Origin of the sequence: Hymenobacter qilianensis, assembly GCF_014489555.1 — a bacterium.
GTDB lineage: Bacteria > Bacteroidota > Bacteroidia > Cytophagales > Hymenobacteraceae > Hymenobacter > Hymenobacter qilianensis.
This window is the reverse complement of sequence record NZ_CP060784.1, coordinates 4,496,829-4,516,945: the sequence shown is the minus strand read 5'-3', so window position 1 is coordinate 4,516,945 and position 20,117 is coordinate 4,496,829. Positions and strand designations below refer to the sequence as shown.

12 protein-coding genes and 3 pseudogenes are annotated in these 20,117 nt (G+C 54.4%); 2 read left to right on the top strand and 13 right to left on the bottom strand.

Annotated elements, in window-relative coordinates:
* Positions 1 to 57: 57 nt before the first annotated feature.
* From H9L05_RS27045 to dinB, 13 genes and pseudogenes are all read right to left on the bottom strand, one after another.
* Positions 58 to 1,886 (bottom strand): annotated as a pseudogene (locus H9L05_RS27045) (alpha-L-arabinofuranosidase C-terminal domain-containing protein); the annotation flags it as partial.
* Between the two features lie 365 nt (positions 1,887 to 2,251).
* Positions 2,252 to 3,934: a sodium/sugar symporter gene (locus H9L05_RS20440; RefSeq protein WP_187732460.1), complete on the bottom strand. Its 1,683-nt coding sequence runs from the start codon at positions 3,932 to 3,934 to the stop codon at positions 2,252 to 2,254.
* A gap of 57 nt (positions 3,935 to 3,991) precedes the next feature.
* A complete protein-coding gene (gene araA, locus H9L05_RS20435; RefSeq protein ID WP_187732459.1) occupies positions 3,992 to 5,482 on the bottom strand; it encodes an L-arabinose isomerase in 1,491 nt (496 codons plus the stop codon).
* Between the two features lie 142 nt (positions 5,483 to 5,624).
* Positions 5,625 to 6,326, bottom strand: a complete 702-nt coding sequence (locus tag H9L05_RS20430; protein ID WP_187732458.1) for an L-ribulose-5-phosphate 4-epimerase — start codon at positions 6,324 to 6,326, stop codon at positions 5,625 to 5,627.
* A pseudogene (locus tag H9L05_RS20425) lies at positions 6,323 to 8,079 on the bottom strand (ribulokinase). The gene H9L05_RS20430 and the pseudogene H9L05_RS20425 overlap by 4 nt, the downstream one beginning before the upstream one ends.
* 45 nt (positions 8,080 to 8,124) lie before the next feature.
* Complete coding sequence (locus H9L05_RS20420) at positions 8,125 to 9,327, bottom strand: aldose epimerase family protein (protein ID WP_223284602.1); 1,203 nt, start codon at positions 9,325 to 9,327, stop codon at positions 8,125 to 8,127.
* Positions 9,328 to 9,591: 264 nt separating this feature from the next.
* Positions 9,592 to 10,173, bottom strand: coding sequence for an RICIN domain-containing protein (locus H9L05_RS20415; protein ID WP_223284601.1), 582 nt, complete (start codon positions 10,171 to 10,173; stop codon positions 9,592 to 9,594).
* Positions 10,137 to 11,309 (bottom strand): annotated as a pseudogene (locus tag H9L05_RS20410) (family 43 glycosylhydrolase); the annotation flags it as partial. The pseudogene H9L05_RS20410 and the gene H9L05_RS20415, both read right to left, overlap by 37 nt.
* 40 nt (positions 11,310 to 11,349) lie before the next feature.
* Positions 11,350 to 12,462, bottom strand: a complete 1,113-nt coding sequence (locus H9L05_RS20405) for a glycoside hydrolase family 43 protein (RefSeq protein ID WP_223284600.1) — start codon at positions 12,460 to 12,462, stop codon at positions 11,350 to 11,352.
* An 85-nt stretch (positions 12,463 to 12,547) separates the two neighbouring features.
* Positions 12,548 to 14,029 (bottom strand): RagB/SusD family nutrient uptake outer membrane protein, encoded by a 1,482-nt coding sequence (locus H9L05_RS20400; RefSeq protein WP_223284994.1) that lies wholly within the window; start codon positions 14,027 to 14,029, stop codon positions 12,548 to 12,550.
* A 110-nt stretch (positions 14,030 to 14,139) separates the two neighbouring features.
* Positions 14,140 to 15,609, bottom strand: coding sequence for a SusC/RagA family TonB-linked outer membrane protein (locus H9L05_RS25360; RefSeq protein ID WP_187734353.1), 1,470 nt, complete (start codon positions 15,607 to 15,609; stop codon positions 14,140 to 14,142).
* On the bottom strand, positions 15,606 to 17,312 hold the full coding sequence (locus H9L05_RS25355; protein WP_187732454.1) for a SusC/RagA family TonB-linked outer membrane protein: 1,707 nt from the start codon (positions 17,310 to 17,312) through the stop codon (positions 15,606 to 15,608). Before H9L05_RS25355 ends, H9L05_RS25360 begins: the two co-directional genes overlap by 4 nt.
* A 401-nt stretch (positions 17,313 to 17,713) precedes the next feature.
* Positions 17,714 to 18,751: a DNA polymerase IV gene (gene dinB, locus H9L05_RS20385; RefSeq protein WP_229743094.1), complete on the bottom strand. Its 1,038-nt coding sequence runs from the start codon at positions 18,749 to 18,751 to the stop codon at positions 17,714 to 17,716.
* Between the two features lie 197 nt (positions 18,752 to 18,948).
* Here dinB and H9L05_RS20380 point away from each other — a divergent pair, with 197 nt between their 5' ends.
* On the top strand, positions 18,949 to 19,170 hold the full coding sequence (locus H9L05_RS20380; protein WP_187732452.1) for a Kazal-type serine protease inhibitor family protein: 222 nt from the start codon (positions 18,949 to 18,951) through the stop codon (positions 19,168 to 19,170).
* 272 nt (positions 19,171 to 19,442) lie between these two features.
* Positions 19,443 to 20,117 carry a (2Fe-2S)-binding protein gene (locus H9L05_RS20375; RefSeq protein ID WP_187732451.1) on the top strand — a complete coding sequence of 225 codons (675 nt, stop codon included), beginning with the start codon at positions 19,443 to 19,445 and terminating at the stop codon, positions 20,115 to 20,117.

The following is a 20,117-nucleotide window of genomic DNA, read 5'->3' as shown; positions in this document are numbered from 1 at the left end:
GAAAAAGAAACCGGCTGCTTCCTTTTTCCACCCATCAACTTCGGATTGATAAATCGTTTAGCGCTTTCCAGGAACGCGCAACACCGTGAAGGAATTGGGGGCCAACGTATAGCTTATCGTCGAAGATTTGACCGCAAACTTTTCCTCCTTAGGAGCAATGTTCATGGGCTGCTCGATGCTGTTCACTGCCTGCAAATCGTTGCTGGCAAGTACAATAGCTTTACCCGATTTGCCCAGTTTCTTGGCACCGGCCAGGTTCAGGGTTACGGTGCGGGGCTGGGGCGAGTAGTTTACCAGTTTCACCACTACTTCACCGGCTTTATCGTCGGCTACGGCGCTGGCGAATAGGTTATCCTGGCCGTTTTTGGCGTTGTTGCCGAGCTGCACGGGCAGCATAGTAGTGCCCGGATTAGTGGCAAACAGCTTCTGCACGTAGTAGTTGGGCGTGCCGTAGGCTTTCAGGTTGTCGAACCAGATAAGGTCAGGCGTCCACTGCCAGGCATCCACGTGAGCAAACAGAGGAGCGTAGGAAGCCATTGTTACAACGTCAGCGTTGCGCTCTAGGCCCGTCATAAAGGCGGCTTCCGAGATGGCGCAATCCCAGTTGTTTTTGTTGTCGGGGCTGCCGATGGCTACGCTTTGGGCAGCGTATTCGCCAGCGAAGATCTTGGGGCCTGTGCGGGGGTAGTTGTCGTAGCGGCCCACATTCTCACGAAACCACTCAGGCTTGGCGTAGTAGTGCTCGTCAATCAGCTCGGCTTTTAGCTCCCGCAGCTTTGCGCTGGCCTTATCAAACAGCTCGCCACCCGGCGACGGACCAGCGCTGCTCACGATGTTCATATTGGGGTACTTGGCCTTCACGGCTTTGGCAAACGGCTCGTAGCGCTCCAGATATTGCGGGCCCCATTGCTCGTTGCCAATCCCGATGTATTTCAGATTGAATGGTGCCGGATGACCCATCGCCACCCGTTTTGCCCCCAGGTGCTAGTAGCGGGTCCGTTAGCAAACTCAATCAGATCCAGTGCATCCTGAATGAAGGTGTCGAGGGTCGGGTCATCTTCGGCGTGGTCGTGGGCGGGGGCGCTGGGGCCACCGGCGGCCGTGATGGGGGCCAGTTCTGCGGAGTTGAACTGGCAAGCCATGCCTACGTTCAGAATAGGCAGCGGCTCAGCGCCAAGATCTTCGGAAAGCTGGAAATACTCGAAGAAGCCCAAGCCAAACGACTGATAATAATCGGGCGTGAAGCGGTGCTTAAACTCCGTATTCCAGCGGTTGATGATAGGCGAGCGGCTGGCCACATCACCAATGGTTTCCTTCCACTGGTAGCGGTTGTCGAGCGTGACGCCCTCTACGATGCAGCCGCCTGGGAAGCGCAGGAAGCCGGGGTTCATGTCCTTCAACAGCTGCACGAGGTCGGCCCGCATGCCGTTTTCGCGCTTCATCCAGGTGTTTTTTGGGAATAACGATACCACATCCAGATCGAGCGTGCCGGTGCCGTCTACGGTGAGCTTCAGGCGCGCTTTGGCGGCCGTAGCCGAGGGCTTCAATACTACGCTGTACTTTTTCCACTCATTGGTCAGGCCAGTGATTTTGGCTGTGGCCAATACCTTACCCGAGGCAGGCGCTTCGGGGCCGCTTGCCTGGGCACGGGCGGGCTCCTCTATCGTCACATTTAGCCCCCCAACATTGCCGGGGCCACGACGGGCATACACCGAAAACGTGTACTCGGCCCCCTCCTTCACGCCCATTCCCCGGAAGCCTTCGTTCACGAAGCCCGCGTCGGGGCTGGCGGTGGTAGCGGTCAGGCGGAGGAAGTGGCTGTTCTTTTCGCTGATGGGCTGCTGGCTGGAAACCGTGTAGGTGGAGAGGGCCGAGGCCCCTTTGATGCCTTTCCAGCCGATCAGGCGGTCATCGGTTTCAAACGACTTGTTCTTCACCAGCTCGGGGTAAAGACCGCCATCAGCGCCGAAGTTGATATCCTCGAAAAACAAGCCATACATAGTCTTGGCAACCGGAGCGCCGGGCTTGTTTACCTGCACCGTAATAGTGCTGGTAGGGCTGGCCGTCTGGGCGTGTACCAAATTGGTAGTCAGCGCTCCACAGAGGCCTAAACCGAACACAATCGATTGTGCTCGATGGGAAATAAAATGTGTCTTCATGAGTATATTTTTAGGTGGGATGTAGCGTGTTGAAGTCATGACGCAAATCATTTAAAAAAAGCCCCCCAGAAGGTAACTGGGGGCTTTTTTGGTTACCAGTAAACCGTGTAGAGGGTGGTGATGAGGATAAAGACCACGATAGAGCCAATAGCGAAGCTACGGTTCGTTTTGAACATGCTCCGGTCAATTTCCAGCCCGTTGGTTTTTACGCCCATACTGTTCTCAATCAGGCTAATAACCACCATCATCAGTACGCAAATGACGAACACGATGCCCATACGGTCGAGGAAGGGAATCTCGTAAACGCCGGTTGCGCTCGGCACGGCAAAACCGATGGGAGCCAGGAACGACAGATCCATCATGTTCGGCAGGAACTTCAGCAGCACCGATAGCAGGAAGCCGCCGATGGTAGCAAACAGGGCCGCCGTAGAGGTGGTTTTCTTCCAGAAGAAGCCCAGAATAAACATGGCGAAAATACCCGGCGACACGAAGCCTGTGTATTCCTGAATGTACTGGAAGCCGCCTTTCTTGTCGATGCCCAGGAAGGGAGCGATGAGCACGCCCAAAATCATGGCGACTACCACCGAGATTTTGCCTACGCGTACCAACTGCTTTTCCGAGGCGCCCTCGTTGAACACTTTCTTATAAATGTCGAGGGTAAAGATGGTGGCAATACTGTTGGCTTTGCCAGCCAGCGAGGCTACTACCGCTGCCGTAAGAGCTGCAAAAGACAAGCCCTTCAAGCCTACGGGCAGAATATTGAGCAGCACCGGGTACGCCCGGTCAGGGTTCAACTCTCCATCCTGCATCATTTCACCACCGAATACGTCGGCCTTAAACAGTACATACGCTGCAATACCTGGCAACACAACAATTACCGGCATCAGCATCTTCAGGAAAGCAGCGAACAGCAGGCCAGCGCGAGCCGTTGGCAGGTCGGCACCCAAGGCGCGCTGGGTGATATATTGGTTGCAACCCCAGTAGTTCAGGTTCACAATCCACATACCGCCAAGTAGCACCGTCAGGCCGGGCAGATCGAGGTAGTTCGGATTGTCGCGATTGAAAATCATGTGGAAGTGGTCGTTGGCCTGGCTCGTCATTAGCGAGAAGCCCTTAAGCACGCCCGTACTGCCGTAATGCTCAGCCACCAGATTCAAGGCCAGATACGTAGTCGCCAAACCGCCCAGAATCAGGAAGAATACTTGAATTACGTCGGTGTAGCCGATTACTTTCATACCACCCAGGGTGATGAAAATAGCGAAGATCGCCAGCAGATACATGCAGAGCGTAATGTCGAAACCCGAGATGCTGCTGATGGCAATAGCCCCTAGGTAGAGAATCGAAGTCAGGTTTACGACCACATACAGCATAAGCCAGAACACAGCCATAATCATGGCCACCGTGCTATTGTAGCGCTGGCTCAAGAACTGCGGCATCGTGGCAATGTTGTTTTTCAGGTATACCGGAATGAAAAACACCGCCACGATAATCAGCGTGATAGACGCCATCCACTCGTAGGTGGCAATGGCCAGACCCATCTTAAACCCGGAGCCCGACATACCCACAAACTGCTCAGCCGAGATGTTGGAAGCAATGAGGGAAGAGCCAATGGCCCACCACGTTAGCGAGCCTTCGGCGAGGAAGTAATCCTTTGAGTCGCCGTCCACCGTGCCATCGTGCGTGTTTTTGCGGCGATAAATCCAGATGCCATAGCCGGCAACAATGATGAAGTAAATAATGAAAACGATGTAGTCAATCGTTGCGAGCTGATTCATTTGAAAGGAGTAGGGCTTTTGGCTGACAGATGGTAAGGATTTGGGAAAGTAGTGAAATTATCGGCTGCCATAAGCTACTTCGTTGTAGCGCAACTCATTTTTAAAGGTGCGCAGCTTGGTATCGTCATCTATCAAAACGTATTCGATACCGGCCATCTCGGCAAAGTCCTCTAAATATTCGGCCGTTAAATTCTGGCTGTAGCCCGTGTGGTGAGCACCGCCGGCCAGAATCCAAGCCGCCGCGCCTACTGTTAAGCTGGGTTTTACTTTCCACAGTACGCGGGCTACGGGGAGCTTCGGCAGGTCTTGCTCGGGCTCTACGGCTTCCACTTCATTCACCAGCAAACGGAAACGATTGCCCATGTCAACCAGCGTAGCGTTCAGGGCTGGGCCGGCGGGGCAGTTGAACACGAGGCGCACCGGGTCAGCTTTACCGCCAATTCCTAAGGGGTGTACTTCGCAGCGCACTTTGCCCGTGGAGATGGTGGGGCAAATTTCGAGCATGTGGGAGCCCAGCACCTGATTGTTGTTGGGTGCCAGGTGGTAGGTGTAGTCTTCCATGAAAGAATTGCCCCCCGGCAGACCAGCGCCCATCACTTTCATAGCCCGCACCAGCGCTGCCGTTTTCCAGTCGCCCTCACCACCAAAGCCGTAGCCCTCAGCCATCAGGCGCTGCGTAGCAATGCCGGGTAGCTGAGCCATGCCGTGCAAATCCTCAAAGGTATCGGTGAAGCCTTTGGCGCCGGTGTCCTGCAAAAACTTGCGCATACCGGCCTCAATGCGAGCCGCCTCGCGCAACGACTCGCGCTGGCTGCCGCCATCTTTTAACGTGTCTGCCAACTCGTACTGCTGGGCGTAGTCGGCCATCAACTCATCGATCTGCGCGTCGCTCACTGCATTGATGACAGCCACTAAATCGCCAATACCATACGTGTTCACGGAGTAGCCAAACTTGATTTCAGCTTCCACTTTGTCGCCCTCGGTCACGGCTACGTAGCGCATATTATCGCCGAAACGGACAAATTTTGCCCCCTGCCAGTCGGCCCAGGCGCAAGCCACGCGGGCCCACACATTCAGGCTCTGGTGCACGGCGGGATCCTGCCAGTGGCCCACCACCACCTTACGATTTAGGCGCATGCGTGTGCCAATGAACCCAAACTCCCGGTCGCCGTGCGCCGATTGGTTGGTGTTCATGAAGTCCATATCGATGTCAGCCCACGGAATATCGCGGTTGAACTGGGTGTGCAAATGAGCCATCGGCTTGTGCAGAATCTTCAGGCCGTTGATCCACATTTTGGCGGGCGAGAAGGTATGCATCCACGCAATCAGCCCCACACAGTTCTTGGTGGTGTTGGCATCCTGCATGAGCTGATAAATCTCATCGGGGCCAGTTAGCACAGGCTTGAACACGATTTTGATGGGTAGCTCGGTGTCCAGCGCAGCAGCAATCTGCTGAGAATGCTGCGCCACCTGTTCCAGCGTTTCGGGGCCGTAGAGGTGCTGGCTACCAGTAATAAACCAAGCTTCGTAGTGGGAAATGTCTAGCATAATTAGGGAGAGTTTTAAAGACTTTGGTCATGCAGAGCACAGCGAAGCATCTCGCGTGTTTAGTTGTTTAGCTTGGCAACATCAGCACGCGAGATGCTTCGGCTCCGCCTCTGCATGACGTTCTGGTTATTCGGATAGCTTCTTAAGACTGCCCGTAATAGGAATTCACGCCGTGTTTGCGGTCGTAGTGTTTTTGAATCAAGGCGTCTTTCAGGCGTGGCACATCGGGGCGCAGAGTGCAGCTGAGGTAAGCCATGCGGGCCACTTCTTCCAGCACTGCGCTATTGTACACCGCCTTTTCCACGGTTTTGCCCCAAGTAAAAGGTGCGTGGTTGCTGAGCAGCACCATTTCCACCTCGGTAGGAGAGAGGCCGCGGCGCTGAAACTCATTGAGAATCTGCCAGCCGGTTTGGTGCTCATAGTCGCCCGCAATCATGGCGTCGGCCATGGGCGGGGCGCAGGGAATATCGGCGGTGAGGTGGTCGGCGTGGGTGGTGCCCAGAATGGGAATATCGAGCTGGGCCTGCGCCCAGGAGGTAGCGTAAGTGGAATGCGTGTGTACAATGCCGCCAATGTGTTCCCAGTGGTTGAAAAGGACCGCGTGCGTTTTCGTATCCGACGACGGGCGCTTAGTACCTTCCACCACTTTGCCCCCCAAACTCATAATCACGATGTCATCGGGCCGCAAAGTGTCGTAGGGGACGCCGCTGGGCTTTATGGCAAATACGCCCTGTTCCCGGTCCACCACGCTGGCATTGCCGAAAGTGAAAAGCACCAGCCCAAGCTTGGGTAGCTGCATGTTGGCCTCGTAGCAGGCCTGTTTTAGATCCTGATACTGGCTCATGCGTTGGTATTTAGGGCTGGCTCGGTTTCTCTCGATTCGCTAGGCTCCGGTGCTTCATTTTTGCCCCCCAGCGTCTTGGATTCTACAAAATGACCAAAGGCCTGATACTGGGCGTAGCGACGCTGATAGTCAGCCACGCGGGCGGGATTTGGGTGATATGTTTCGGCAAAGCCGCTACCCATAACCCGCTGAGCGGTTAATACATCGGGGTGCACGCCGGCGGCTACAGCCGCATACATGGCGGAGCCGAGGGCCGGAGCCTGCTCAGAAGTGGCAATCTTAATGGGCCGGTCGAGCACGTCTGCCAGGGTTTGCATCACGAATTGCGACTTCTTAGCTACGCCGCCAATACCGATAACCTGCTTGATGGGAATACCTTCCTGCTCAAAGCGCTCCACAATTTGCTTGGAGCCGTAGCAGATGGCTTCTACCAGCGCCCGGAAAATCTGGGGGCATTTGTGCCCATAGTTAGGCCCATGATGGCGCCTTTCAGGGCTTGGTTAGCATCCGGCGTGCGCCGACCATTCACCCAGTCTAGGGCCAAAACGGACGACTCTTCAGGGTCAACTTCGGCGGCCGCTTTCGTGAGTTCAATCAGCAGCCGGTCGCTCATTTCTTCGCGTAGGGCTTCCTGCTGCTCGGGCGTTAGCACTTTCGACTGCGGCAGCAGCGTGAGCAAGGGCCACTCGATAATCTGCCGGAACCAAGCCAGCAAATCGCCAAAGGCTGATTGACCCGCTTCCAGGCCCAGCATGCCCGGAATCACAGAGCCATCTACCTGACCACAAATACCTTGCACCAGCTTATCGCCTACTTCCTCATTTGGAGCTACTACGATGTCGCAGGTAGAGGTGCCCATAACTTTCACCATGGAGTAGGCCTCAATCTCGCCAGCTACCGCGCCCGCGTGGGCATCGAACGAGCCGACTGCTACTACTGTATTCGTAGTCAGGCCCAGGCGCTTTGCCCACTCCTCCGACAGGTTACCGGCAACTTGGTCAGCGGTGAAGGTGTCCTGATACAGGTGCCCGCGCAGCAAGGTCAGCTTGGGCTCCAGGTGAATGATAAATTGCTCCAGCGGCAGACCGCCCCAGCTCTCGTGCCACAGTGCCTTGTGACCTGCGGCGCAGCGGCTGCGCTTGAAGTCATGCAAATTGCCCCCCGTGAGCTGTAGCGTTACCCAGTCGCAGTGCTCCATCCAGGAGTAAGCAGCTTTGGCTACGGCCTCATCTTCGCGGACCACGTGCATGATTTTAGCCCAAAACCACTCCGAGGAATAGATGCCGCCTTCATACTTGGTGTAGTCCTCGCCGCCCCAGGTGCGGGCTTTGTGATTGATTTCAGCGGCTTCTTCCAGGGCTGTGTGGTCTTTCCAGAGCACAAACATGGCGTTGGGATTTTCCTCAAAGCCAGGCGTCATGGCAAGGGCAGTACCATGCTCGTCAACGGCGCAGGGGGTAGAGCCAGTGGTATCCACGGCTATGCCCACTATTTGCTCGGCGGGCACCTTTTGGGCTACCTGACGGATGGTCGTTTCCAGCCCCTCCAAATAATCCAGTGGGTGCTGACGAAACTGGTTGCGGGCGGGCTTGCAGTAGAGCAGCTTTTTCCAGCGGGCGTAGTAATGCACGGCCTGGGCCACCTCGGCGCCAGTGCGGGCATTTACCAGCAAAGCACGTACGGAATCGGTGCCATAATCGACCCCGATAACGTAGGCATCTGCTCCGGAATCAATCGATTGTGAATCTTGCACGATAGAAATGAATAAGTCGGTTTTCAGGTAAAATAGCAGGCCGGATTACTTGCGCACCCCAAACTGATGCACCGTGGAGGAACGTAGAGTTTCGCCTGGCTTCAGGATGGTAGAAGGGAACTTAGGCTGGTTGGGCGAATCGGGGAAATGCTGGGTTTCCAGGCAGAAACCGCCATTTTTGACATACTTGGTGCCGCCTTTGCCCGTGAGGGTGCCATCGAGGAAGTTGCCGGTGTAAAACTGCACGCCAGGCTGGTCGGTGGTGATGGTAAGCGTGCGGCCCGAGGTAGGCTCGTACACCATCGCAGCCTGGCGCATGCCGCTGCCGGTACCTTTCAGCACCCAGTTGTGGTCGTAGCCGCCTTCTACCTGCCCAATCCGCTCGCCGATGGCATGGGGAGTTGTAAAGTCGAAGGGAGTGCCTGTCACGGGGCGCAATTCGCCCGTCGGAATCAGGCCGGCATCTACTACCGTGTAGCGGTCGGCATTCAGGGTTACCTGATGACTCAGGATGTCCTTGGCCGTGCCGTGGTTGAGGTTGAAGTAGCTGTGGTTGGTGAGGTTAACGGGCGTAGCCTTGTCGGTAGTGGCCGTGTAGTCGATGCGGAGCGCATCGTCGTTGGTGAGCGTGTACACTACCTGCACGTTGAGGTTGCCGGGGTAGCCTTCTTCGCTGTCTTTGCTGGTGTAGGTCAGCGTCAGGTTTTGACCATCGGCAGAGCTACCGGGCTGGGCCTGCCACACTACTTTATCGAAGCCTTTTACGCCGCCGTGCAGGTGGTTCGCGCCGTTGTTGGTAGCCAGCTTATACTCCTTGCCATCCAGGGTAAATTTGCCCCCCTTGATGCGGTTGCCGTAGCGGCCAATCAGTGCACCGAAATAAGGCCCCGACTTAACATACTCCGGGCTCTGGTAGCCGCTCACATTATCGAAGCCCAATACGATGTCGCCCAGCTTGCCGCTTTTGTCCGGCACCAGCAGGCTGGTAAGCGTACCACCGTAGTTGGTGATTTTGGCTTGCAGACCGTGGGAGTTGGTGAGCGTGTACAGTTGGACTTCCGTTCCGTCGGTGGTTTTGCCGAAGGAAGTAGCGGTTGGGGTCATAGCGGTGGAGGCAGTTTGGGTGGAGTCGGCGGCAGCGCTGGAATTGGCGTTTTCGCTGCTGGAGGGTTGCTGGTTGCAGGCTACGAGAAGCAGCACGCCGGCCAGGTTTCCGCCCAGCGAAGAAATACGGGAAAAAGAATTCATAGCGGGGAGAGAAAAGAGCTTTAAGTGGTCAGGAATAGGAGGTGGAAGGCTAATGAGAGGATACCAAAACGGTTTAGCAAGCAGAGCTTTCAGGGCGTCAGTTTACCACTAAATAATTAGAGGTAAATCGCTTGAGGCACAGAAACGACGAATAACAACGGCGTGCACCCATAGCAACATCCTCAGATTTGGTATGTAAAGTAGAAAGACTTCCTGAATTACACAATCGTTTGTGTCTCTTACATTCTATTCCATTGCCTTAGCTTACTCAACTGTCACCTTCTGATTCAGCAGTTTGCCGGCCTGCTGCACCTGCACCAAGTAAACGCCCGGCGCCAACGCGGCCTCCACAGCTACCTTGCTCTGCTGGGGGGCAAATTTGCGTTGATACACTGATCGGCCCTGCAAATTGAAGATCTGAACCGTGACGGCGCCACCTGTTTTTTTGCCCCCCAGCTCTACCGTAAAGCTGCCCCGGATAGCCGGAATAGGGTAGATGCTGACTTCCGTTAGGAGCGCCGGCGTGTTGGTTGCGGTAAGCGTGCCCGGTGCGGCCAAGGTCCAGCGTTGGCAGGCACAATCGTTGTAGTCCCAAAGGCCCAGCTGTATGCCGACTGCGGTAGAAGCGAAGGGCACTTCTACTACCCGGTTGCCATTTACGGAAGCGAAAACCAAGGTACCATCGTTGGCCCGCTCAATGCGAAATTTCTGGCAGGCCAGGCCATTATCGGCAAACAGCTGAAGCTTGGCCCCAGCATCGGGGGAGCAGCCCGATACATCGGCGGCGAGGCCCCCAGCGCAGTCGTTATTTTGTATTCGCCATTGCCCAGCGCCGTAAAATCCCATTGCTGGCAGTTCAGGCCGGACTTTGTGCCCTGCGCAATCATCTGGCCCGAGACACCGGTGCAACCCCAGGCATCCCAAACCAAGCCGCTGTTTTTATTGGCAATTTCGTAGCGGCCCGGCTTCACCCAGTCGCGGCTGATAACGGGCCAGTCGGTGGCATCCCAGGTCAGATTGGCCAGCCCGAGCTTGGGCACGCCGTTGTCATCCCGGTCATAATAGTGGTGCGAAACGTAGCTGACGCCGCCTTCCTCGAATACCCCGATGTGGCCCGGCCCAATATAGCGACCCGAGGAATTTAGCACGGTGGTGCCGCCGCTATTATTCAGGTCGACGCCATTCTTATCGAGGAACGGTCCTGAGGGCGAAGCTGACCGGCCCACCTGCGCGAAGTAGGTACTATTTGCCCCCCGGCAGCAGGCGCCGCGGTTAATAAACAGATAATAGAAGTTGCCGTGACGCATGATGTGAGCCGCTTCTACATCGCCGTTGGCAATGCTAAACTCGCTGGTGCCCAAAAGCTTGCCCGTAGCCGGGTTCAGCTGCGTGGTGCGTAGGCCACCGAAAAAGGAGCCATAGCTAAGCCATACATTGTTGTTGGCGTCGCGGAATACGGCCGGATCAATGGCATTCACACTACTGTTACTGCTGGTTGAAATCACCTCGCCCTGATCGACCCAGCGGTAGTTGGGGCTGCTAGGGTCCAGGGTTACGTTGGTGACTAAACCAATGGCCGATACCTTGGAGCCAAACGTGGAGCAGGAGTAATACAGGTGAAATTTGCCGTTCATGAAAAAGCACTCCGGAGCCCAAAAATTGCCTTGAAAACCGGGCACTTTCGTGTTGATCCAGCTCGGGTAAGCATTGTTGACGAACACCGCACGCGGCCCCGGAGTCCAGTTAATTAAGTCCGTCGACGACATGCTGTAAATGCCTTGCCCCGTGGCGAAAATCCAGTAACGGTCGCCGTCTTTAACAATCGTAGATGGATCGTGCACGCCCGTTAGCCCCTGCAAGGCGTGGGCTTTTATGCTTAGCAAACCGCCGATTAGTAAGAGCAAGAATCCGAGGCGGAGCCGTGTAGGTATCCACCGGGTTGTAAGCGGTGGTTGGGGGGCTTTCTGTAGAAGTGAAGGCATGAGCAGGGGTAGTTGAATGCTATTAGAATAGGGCAAAGGGTTACTCTCCCCCAGGTTTCGTAACGGGGGTGTTGATAGCTACCGGTGTGCCGAAATTGGGTGAGCCATCAGCGTTCCAATTGAACTTCTGCATGCGTGGATTTCGCTTCTCTACGCAACCCTCGCCAGGGTTGGAGTTAGCGTGATAAATCAGCCAATCCTCTTGTCCATCTTTCGACTTGAAAAAGCCATTGTGGCCGGTGGCAAAAGCGCGGTTAACGGGACTTTGGGTAAAGACTGGTTTGCTTGACTTAGTCCAGGAAGCAGGGAGCATGGGGTCAGCCGTAGCCGTGGCTGTCAGCATGCCTAGCGCATAGGAATCGGTGCCGCAAAAGCTGGCCGAGTACACCAGAAACGTCTTGTTATCGTGCTTGATAATTTCGGGCCCTTCGTTTACGTAGGGCGGGCCCACGTTTTCCCACGGATGCTCGGGGCTCGAAAGCTCTACCCGTGGCCCCGTCAGCGTCCAGGGGTTGCTCATCTCAGAGATATAAAGCCGCTGAACACCATTTACACCATCGTGCCCCGACCAGATGAAATAGCGCTTGTTATTTTGCTCCAGCACGGTACCGTCAATGGCCCAAAAGTCGGCATTGGGATTATAGACGCGACCTTTATTAATCCAGGTTCCAGTAGTTGGATCGGCGGCGCTGTTTTCCAGTACCCACGTGCGCTGCAGGCCCAAGTTGGTGCCCGCCGGACCCGCTGAATAGTATACATACCACTTCCCATCAAAGAAATAGAGCTCCGGAGCCCATAAGTTGCCACCTGCTGGGCTGTTCGCCTCAGGTCGCCAAATGGTAGTGCTATTCGCCAGCGACAGGTCCGACATCTTGGCCGTTTTCCAGATGCGCAGGTCAGTGTACGTGGTATTCATGTAATAGTAAAACCCATCCTTTTGGGCCACCCACGGATCGGCGCCCGAGGGCAGCAAAGGGTTAGTAAAGGTTGTGTTGTTCGGTGCCGGTGGGGTAGTAGGTTGGGTAACAGGAGAGGGGGCTGGGGCGGCCTTTTCTTTGCCGCAGGCAACAGCTAGCACCATGCAAACCATAAGCAGCCAGCGCGACCCAGAATGCATAAGCTGTTGGAAAGGCTGGGGAGCAAAATCACGCATAGCAACACTATTGGTAAGTACCAGACGAAAACAGCCGCTCCAGCTGTGGCCGGAGCGGCTGTGTGTCTATCAATTAATCAATCGGTTAATAGCCAGGATTCTGTTTGAGGTTGGGGTCAATACCAAGGTCACGCCGTGGTATTGGCAGTAGCTTCGAGACACCCAGACGGAAGTTGTTGAAGTCCGTATCGCGCGTTTTCAACTCATCAATGCCAGCTTGGTTGTCCATCAGGCCCCAGCGAAGAATATCGAACCAGCGGGTACCTTCGCCAGCCAATTCTTTCGCCCGTTCCATATAGATAGCCTGGAGCATAGACTCACGCGTGAAGTTGCCAGTTAGCGGTCTCAGGTCTACGCGGGTGCGTACTCTATTAACGAGTGGCAGCGCTGCACTTACCTGATTGAGTTGGGCGAGAGCTTCGGCTTGCATCAAGAGTACATCGGCGTAGCGAATAACGCGGTGGTTGATGCCCGATGAAAAGTTCTCATCAGTGCGGGTGCGGTCATTCAGATACTTGCGCCAGTACTGCTGGTTGGGGTTCCAGTTCCATTGCTGGAAGGTGCGGCCGTAGAAGACATCCGGGTTGCCAGCGTGAATAATGCTGATATCGCGCCGAGGATCGATTCTGTGTCTGGTTGTGCTGCCCGGAGCAAACGATACCGTGGAGTCCGTATAAGCATTGAGCAACCAGCGACGGGGCTGCACGTCGGCAAACGTAGGACCGGGAGGGCCAAAGAAGTTGGGACGGTCGTGGCTTTCCGAAGCCGAGCCATTGTCCTGGCCCTGACCCACTTCCAGCACTGAACCCGTAAACTGCACTTCAAATACCGACTCGCGGTTATTCTCGTTCCGATCGGTGAAGTTGTCAAGGTAGTTGGGTACCAAATCATATTGGTTTGAAGCCGCGATTTGAGTGAATAAAGCAGAAGCCTCTGCCCACTTACGCTGCTGCATGTACACTTTGGCGAGCAGTGCCTGCGCCGCGCCCTTAGTAGCACGACCTTTTTGGTCGTCATTGTACGAAAGGGGAAGGTCTGGAATAGCAGATTGTAAATCGGTAATCATCTGTACCTCCGTCTCTGCCTGTGTTACCTGAGGTGCCCGGGCAGTTACGTCACTAGGCTCTTCCAAGATCAGAGGCACATTGCCGAAGAAATAAGCCATATCGAAGTACGACAGGGCCCGTATGAACTTGGCTTCGGCAACCAACTGTTTTTTCAGCGTTTCGTCCATGGTAATACCGGGCACCCGGCCGATTACCTGATTCGTACGGTAAATCGTACGGTAGTAATCGTTCCAAGCAAACGACGAGATAAAGAAGTCTACATCGGGCTGGATGAAGCGCGTAAAGTTGGCCAACTCCACAAAAGGGCTTGCACTGAACGACTCATCGGAGCGGTGCGCCATGAAGTGCCAGCTGCGGTAGTACACAGCAAACTGCTGGAGACCAGAGTAAGCGGCATATACTCCTTTTACAGCATCAGCCTCGTTTTGCCAGAAGTTGTCCTTGGTGGGAGCGTTCGGATTGCTCTGATCCAACAGGTCCTTTTCGCAGGCTGTGGTCATCAAAAGACCCCCGCGAGCAGAAGAGTAAGTAGTTTATTGCTTTTCATCTAAGTAGAGAAAACGATTTGGGTGGGGCAGTAGGTAAAAAGTATCTATTACCCCGTCGTGATTTAGAAGTTAACCTGTACGCCGCCCGTGAAACTGCGCACGTTGGGATAAGAGCTGATGTCGACGCCGCGGCTGTAGAAGCCCGTGCCGGTAATCTCCGGATCGAAGCCTGTGTAGTCCGTAGCGGTAAATACATTGCGGCCGGTCACATACACACGAATGCTGCCCAAGCTTGGTACTTTGCTTGTCACTGACGTTGGCAAGGTGTAGCCAAGCTGAATGTTCCGCAAACGGATGTATGATCCATCTTCCAGCCAGCGCGTTGTGTTAAACAGCGAGTTGGAAGCAGCAGCTAAGCCCAAGTCGCCGCTACCACCACCTTGCAGCAACCGTGGCGTAGAAGTCGATGGGTTTTCAGGAGACCAAGGTTCTACGTCGGCGTTGTAGTTGTTTGGGCCAGCGTAGCTTTCCAAGTCTCTGCGGGCTTGGTTATAAATCTTGTTGCCGCTTACGGAGTTAAAGAACACTGACAGATCAAAGCCTTTGAAGGCAGCATTCAGATTCAGACCCATCAGCAGGTTAGGAATTGATTTCCCTGAATAAACCGCGTCACTGTTGTTAATCCGTCCGTCATCGTTGGTATCCCGGTAGCGCACGTCGCCAGCTGAAGCGAAGGGTTGAATAACGGTACCAGCAGAGTTTCTGTAGTTGGCTACTTCATCCGCCGATTGGAAGATGCCATCGAAAGGAATCAGGTAAAACTCACCGAGCGAACGGCCCACCTCCGAGCGAGTCAGGAGTTCGCCACCTTCTAATACTTGGCCTACAACGGGCAGCGATGTAACCTCATTTTTAACCGTGGTGAGCGTAAAGTCAGCACCATAAGTGAAGGCACTTTTGTTTTCGTGGTAGCCTAAAGCCAATTCAAAACCACGGTTCTCGATATCGCCCGCATTTTGGAACAGAGTAGCACCAAAGTGACCTAGGTAAGTCAGCACCTGTACTGGTGCCAGTGCGTTGCGGGTTTTGGAGATATAGTAATCAGTAGACAGCGTAATACGGTCATCCCATGCGCCAAGGTCCAAACCTACGTTTGTCGTGTAGCGCTCTTCCCATTTAATATCAGGGCTAGGAAGAGCCAACTGTGACTGACCATTGACGATGTTCTGGCCAGTACCAATCACGTAGTTCACGTTTTGGCCTACAATAGCCTGCGTAAGATAGCTACCACCGGCAGCACCGGCTACGGCGTCGTTGCCATTGGCACCATAGCTGGCACGTAGCTTCAGGTTATTCACCTGCGGTACAGTTGTCTTGAAGAATTCTTCTTCGCTTAGGCGCCAGCCAACCGAGGCGGCACCAAAGTTTCCCCAGCGGTTATCCTCTGTAAAGCGGGAGGAACCATCGCGGCGGGCGCTAACGGATAACAGATAGCGGTTTTTGTAATCGTAAGTAGCCTGAGCGAAGAAAGAACGTTTTGTGTTCCTGAAAGAGCTGCCTTGAACAACCCCAACTTTTGGTGCAGCGCTCAGCTCGAAGAAATATTGCCCCCAGCCTGAGTGTAGCCCTGTCCGCCAGCTTGCACGTTATGAGCACGGAGGCTCTGTTCCGAAACACCAACCAGCGCATTCACAGTGTGGTCACCTAGTCGCTTATTGAAGTTCAACGTGTTTTCACCCAGCAGGAACAAGTCATAGCCTAAAAACTCATTAAGCGACGAGGTGTTGATGCGAGTGTTCTGACGGAGAATACCAGACTGCTGGGCATCAGCATTGCTGTACGTATGGCCGTCCATGGCCACGTTCAGGCGGTAAGTAAGAAAATCGAAGAAGGAGTACTCAGCACTGATGTTACCTGCCAAGCGGTTGTCAGATTGCGTGCGATTCAGCAACGCTTGCGCACCAATGGGGTTCGTGGCAAACGTGTTGAGGCGGGTCGAACCAGTTCCAAATCCTCCTTCATTCGCCGGATCATATACCGGAATGCTGGGCAGCATGGTGAGCACATCGATGAATGGCGCGCCGTTTAGCAGCGTGACATCGAGGTGGGTGAGCTGCACGTTTTCTTGTAAGCGTAAACGTCCGCGGGTAAATCCGGAGTTAAGGCGTAAGCTGTAGCGCTGAAAGTCAGGGCCTTTTACAATTCCTTCTTGGTGAAAATATTCACCTGAAATCAGGAAGTTGGTAGTGCTCTTCTCCCCCGATGATCCACCAGAGAAAGATAGGTTGTAATCCTCGAGTCGGCCAGTTTGGAAAAACTCATCTTGCCAATCGGTATCGATACTCGGGTCGAAGGCACCACCCGGACCTTTTACAGCGCCAGCTAAGCTGTTTTGTCCGTTATTCAATGGGTCAAGGCCAGCGTTCTGATAAGCAATAACGGCGCGGTCGGCCCACTCGCTGGCGTTGGTTAGGTTATAGGTCTTAGAGATCTGATCTACGCCCATATACCCATTGAAGCTAATGGCAGGTGCGCCAGCTTTACCCTTTTTCGTGGTAATCTGTACTACGCCGTTGGCACCCCGTGAACCGTAAACGGCTGTAGAAGAGGCATCTTTCAGGACAGTGAGCGACTCAATATCATTTGGGTTCAGATCCCGAATATTATCAGTCCACAACCCGTCGATTACATAGAGTGGGCCACTGCCAGCATTACCTAGGGTACCAATACCTCGAATATTAACAATCGGGGCAGCACCTGGTCCGCCCGAGCCGGTTACCTGTACGCCAGGCAGGCGGCCCTGAAGCGCTTGGGTAGCCGTTGCTACAGGTGCTTTGTTCGCCTCTTTCACGTCGAGGCTGCTCACTGAGCTACTCACGTTTTGGCGGTCTTCGGTCAGATAACCTACTACTACTACCTCACTCAGTGCCTTCGCATCGGGTACCAAGCCCACATTAATGGTAGTTCGCCCTCCAACAGCTATTTCTTGGGAAGTGTAGCCTACGTAAGAAATGACCAGCGTGGCATTGTCGGGGGCCGTAAGGGTATAGCTGCCGTCTGCACCTGTTTGTGTACCATTGGTAGTGCCTTTGACCACTACGTTTACACCAGGCAAGCCTTCACCATTTTCGTCCGTTATCCGGCCATTAATGGTCACGTCGGGAGTCTGAACGGTTAGTGAGCTAGCTAAGAACTCAGAGTAAGATGCTGCCGCCGCTGTGTATGGCTGAAAGGGCAGGCAGCAAAGAAGAGCCGGAATAGCTAACCGACTCATTTTGGGTACAGGCTTTTTCATGAAGTGGGAAATGGTGGGGATGGAAAATAATAGAATGCACAATCGATTGTGTCGAGACTTATTCACAAACGATTGTGTAAAGGCTCAAAAAAAAGGGTGGCTACATGCCAGACATCACCAGGCTACAAGGGCCAAACCAGCTCGCAGTGACATTATGAGGACATTCATAAGGGGTTAGAGAGCTGGGATGTTGGGCGAAATTCTTGTTAAGAGTACTAGAAACTCCAACAATTTGCAAATTAAATCATGTGCTTCCAAAAAAAATCTGCCTTATAAATCTACCTATCTAAATCGATTGAGGTAGGTTAGTGGTGAGCATAATAAGCGAAAAAGCCCCCAGCTTAAAGATTTGGGGTTTTTAATGTGCAGAACATTAGGATTTAGGTGGTCAGTTAGAAATCCTAAAAAATTAAGGCTAATTGTCGGCCGGTAACTTCTTCACTATCCAAATTTGACAGGGACACGCCCAGCAGTCGAACGCCCTGGGACAAGGGCAGCAGTCCGGCTAGTAGCTCTAAGCTGATCTGTTCAAGCATGGCTTTGGTATGGACGGAAGCTAGGGCTGTGCGGCTACGTGTGACTTGCTGGAAGTCGGCATATTTGACTTTCACCGTAACCGTGCGGCCTCTGGTTTCGGTGCGCTCACAATAGTCCCATACGGATTCCAGGCAGGGGGCAATTCCTTGCATCAACTCTTCATAGCTGGCCAAGTCCTGCTCAAATGTGGTTTCGGAGCCTACGGACTTACGAATCCGGTCGGCTACCACGGGGCGGTTGTCTTGCGCGCGGGCAATTGCATAGTAGTAACTGCCCGCTTTGCCGAAGTTCTGCCGTAGAAACGCCTCTGTTTGTAAGCGCAAATCGAGGCCGGTGAAAATGCTTAGCTGGTTCATGCGCGCGGCCGTCACGGGGCCGATGCCGTGGAACTGGCCCACGGCCAACGTCTCTACCAACGCCAGCCCTTGGTGTGGACGAATGACAAACTGCCCGTTTGGCTTGCGATAGTCGGAAGCTAATTTGGCTAGAAACTTATTGTAGGAAATGCCCGCCGAGGCCGTGAGTTGAGTTTCGGCCAGAATTGCCCCCCGAATCTGCTGGGCCACCTGCGTAGCCGACGCAATGTGCTTGAGATTTTGAGTTACGTCTAGGTAAGCCTCGTCCAGCGAAACGGGCTCGATAAGCGGCGTGTATTCCGCAAAAATGGCTCTGATCTGCCGCGAAACGGCTTTGTATACATCGAAGCGCGGCTTCACAAAAACCAAATCCGGGCATTTGCGCAGCGCTACCGACGACGCCATGGCAGAGCGTACGCCAAACTCGCGCGCTTCATAGCTGGCGGCCGCTACCACGCCGCGCTGCCGCGAGCCACCAACCGCCACAGGCCGTCCGCGCAGGGCAGGATTGTCGAGCTGCTCCACGGAAGCGTAGAAGGCGTCCATGTCGAGGTGAATGATTTTGCGATGTTCGGGCTGGGGCTCCACTGCTTCGTTTCTCTGCTTCCACGAAGATACAGTCCGTAGTGCGAGGTGCCAGCGGCGGGTTTCTTATTTTATCCAGGCCCGAACACATCATCAATGCAACCTGGGGGGCTTTTTAAGGCTCCATTTATTACTCCCGCCTCAATCAGTTTAGAATCATGAAAAAGGTATTGTCCTGCTTACTGCTAGTAACTCTGATGGCCTGCAACTCCGACTCCGATCCGGACCCGAATTGCATTGACAAAAGTAAAATCAGCTCCGGGCCTTGCCCCGCAAACGTAGACCCAGTCTGCGGCTGCGACGGCAAGACCTACGGCAACGCTTGCGAAGCTGGTAGAGCGGGCGTCATTTCCACGACACCTGGCCCTTGTCAGCGTTAGTAATTCAGCCCTTATTAAGCCCTAGAAAAGCCTGGCCCTGGAGTCAGGCTTTTCTGTGTGCAGGTATTTTAAACCACCTTTTGAAGGTAGCCTCAAGCCATTTTTGGAATGATCTGTTTATCTTAGTCATAGCTGATCATACTGCGTATGGTAAGCTCAGCTATTGGTACTGAACAATACCTGCCTCTCAGCTGATCTGCATTGCTTTGGCCTGAAAAAGCCCCCCAAATGCTTGGCTGAGTATTCGAAGCGCTTTTCTATTTATAAGCTAGATGAAAGATCCCGAAGAGAACTCTGAACAAAGCGCCAACGCGGGCCGGGGCCTGTCGCGGCGTGGTTTCCTGAAAGGCGCTGGCATCACGGCGGCTGGTGGCGTACTGATGACCAGCGGCATTGCTGGTTTGGCCGATGCCGAAGCAGCGGCCCCCGCACCCGATACGGTTGGTCCAGGACGCACCAGCGTCACGCTCAAGATCAATGGTGACAAGAAGAAAGTCGCTATTGAGCCTCGTCAGACCTTGGCGGAAGTGCTGCGCATAGAGCTGAATCTGACGGGCACCAAAGTAGTGTGCGACCGGGGAGCCTGCTCGGCTTGCACGGTGTGGCTCGATAATACGCCCGTCAACTCCTGCATGACGTTGGCCATTGAAGTAGGCAAGCGCGAAATAACGACCATCGAAGGCTTGGCCAAAAATGGCAAGCTTCACCCCGTGCAGGAGGCTTTTGTGGCTCACGATGCCAGCATGTGCGGCTTCTGTACGCCGGGCATGGTGATGAGCTGCGCCAGCCTGTTGCAACGCAACCCCAAGCCCACGCTCGACGACGTGAAAACAGCCACCAGCGGCAACCTCTGCCGATGTGGTACATACCCCAAAGTATTTGAGGCTACGCTGGCCGCGGCCGGTATTGCTTACTCCCAAACCCAGGCCCAGGCCGCCAAAGGATAG

What these genes read in the sequence shown, in the direction of transcription:
- H9L05_RS20380 (WP_187732452.1), top strand. Translation starts at nt 18,949, where the DNA reads ATGAAAAAGGTATTGTCCTGCTTACTGCTAGTAACTCTGATGGCCTGC.
- H9L05_RS20430 (WP_187732458.1), bottom strand. Translation starts at nt 6,326, where the DNA reads ATGAGCCAGTATCAGGATCTAAAACAGGCCTGCTACGAGGCCAACATG.
- H9L05_RS20400 (WP_223284994.1), bottom strand. Translation starts at nt 14,029, where the DNA reads ATGACCACAGCCTGCGAAAAGGACCTGTTGGATCAGAGCAATCCGAAC.
- dinB (WP_229743094.1), bottom strand. Translation starts at nt 18,751, where the DNA reads ATGGACGCCTTCTACGCTTCCGTGGAGCAGCTCGACAATCCTGCCCTG.
- H9L05_RS25355 (WP_187732454.1), bottom strand. Translation starts at nt 17,312, where the DNA reads ATGAAAAAGCCTGTACCCAAAATGAGTCGGTTAGCTATTCCGGCTCTT.
- H9L05_RS20405 (WP_223284600.1), bottom strand. Translation starts at nt 12,462, where the DNA reads ATGCGTGATTTTGCTCCCCAGCCTTTCCAACAGCTTATGCATTCTGGG.
- H9L05_RS20375 (WP_187732451.1), top strand. Translation starts at nt 19,443, where the DNA reads ATGAAAGATCCCGAAGAGAACTCTGAACAAAGCGCCAACGCGGGCCGG.
- H9L05_RS20420 (WP_223284602.1), bottom strand. Translation starts at nt 9,327, where the DNA reads ATGAATTCTTTTTCCCGTATTTCTTCGCTGGGCGGAAACCTGGCCGGC.
- H9L05_RS20440 (WP_187732460.1), bottom strand. Translation starts at nt 3,934, where the DNA reads ATGAATCAGCTCGCAACGATTGACTACATCGTTTTCATTATTTACTTC.
- araA (WP_187732459.1), bottom strand. Translation starts at nt 5,482, where the DNA reads ATGCTAGACATTTCCCACTACGAAGCTTGGTTTATTACTGGTAGCCAG.
- H9L05_RS20415 (WP_223284601.1), bottom strand. Translation starts at nt 10,173, where the DNA reads ATGGGATTTTACGGCGCTGGGCAATGGCGAATACAAAATAACGACTGC.